The sequence below is a fragment of the Clostridium sp. N3C genome (genome assembly GCF_900095445.1).
GTDB lineage: Bacteria > Bacillota > Clostridia > Clostridiales > Clostridiaceae > Clostridium_AU.
Map to the genome: position 1 here is coordinate 1 of NZ_FMJL01000091.1, position 1,228 is coordinate 1,228.

1 rRNA gene is annotated in these 1,228 nt (G+C 46.4%); it reads right to left on the bottom strand.

The features are described from left to right. Positions 1 to 1,064 (bottom strand): 23S ribosomal RNA (locus N3C_RS14400); the annotation flags it as partial. Positions 1,065 to 1,228 lie beyond the last annotated feature (164 nt).

Sequence of the window (1,228 nt, forward strand, 5' to 3'; positions counted from 1 at the left end):
TTAACTTACACTTAGGGACCTTAGCTGACGATCTGGGCTGTTTCCCTTTTGACTACGGATCTTATCACTCGTAGTCTGACTGCCGGAGTAAAAGTGTATGGCATTCGGAGTTTGATAGGGTTCAGTAAGCGCAATGCCCCCTAGCCCATTCAGTGCTCTACCTCCATCACTCATTAGTCCGACGCTAGCCCTAAAGCTATTTCGAGGAGAACCAGCTATCTCCGAGTTCGATTGGAATTTCTCCGCTATCCACAGCTCATCCCATGGTTTTTCAACACCAACGTGGTTCGGGCCTCCACGGAATTTTACTTCCGCTTCACCCTGTCCATGGATAGGTCACCCGGTTTCGGGTCTACAGCATGCAACTATCCGCCCTATTCAGACTCGGTTTCCCTTCGGCTCCACACCTTAAGTGCTTAACCTTGCTGCATACCGTAACTCGCTGGATCGTTCTACAAAAAGCACGTCATCACACTGTATAAAACATAGTGCTCTGACCGGTTGTAGGCACACGGTTTCAGGTTCTATTTCACTCCCCTCCCGGGGTTCTTTTCACCTTTCCCTCACGGTACTGCTCCACTATCGGTCATCAGGTAGTATTTAGCCTTGGGAGGTGGTCCTCCCTGCTTCCCACAAGGTTTCACGTGTCTCGTGGTACTCTGGATCAGATCTCTGCATTGATAACTTTCACCTACGTGGCTATTACACTCTATGGCCTAGCTTTCCAGAAATGTTCGGTTAGCCATCTTTGCATTTTATGATCTGTCCGCAACCCCAGAAACAAGTTTCTGGTTTGGGCTCTTCCGCTTTCGCTCGCCGCTACTAACGGAATCGAGTTTTCTTTCTCTTCCTCCAGGTACTTAGATGTTTCAGTTCCCTGGGTATGCCTTCCTTAAGCTATGTATTCACTTAAGGATACATGGGGTTACCCATGTGAGTTTCCTCATTCGGAGATCTCCGGATCACAGGCTATTTGCGCCTACCCGAAGCTTATCGCAGCTTATCACGTCCTTCTTCGGCTCCTGATGCCAAGGCATTCACCATGCGCCCTTTATAACTTAACCTATTTAACTTGCGCTAGCAAGTTCTGCTATAGTCAAAGGCGAGTCCATTGACTTCTAGCAATTTGTTATAAAGAACAACAATATTATTGTTCTCAGCTTTACTAATGATAAACATTTGGAGTTGTTTATCTACTTATTTCTTATGTGCAATTTTCAAAGAACAA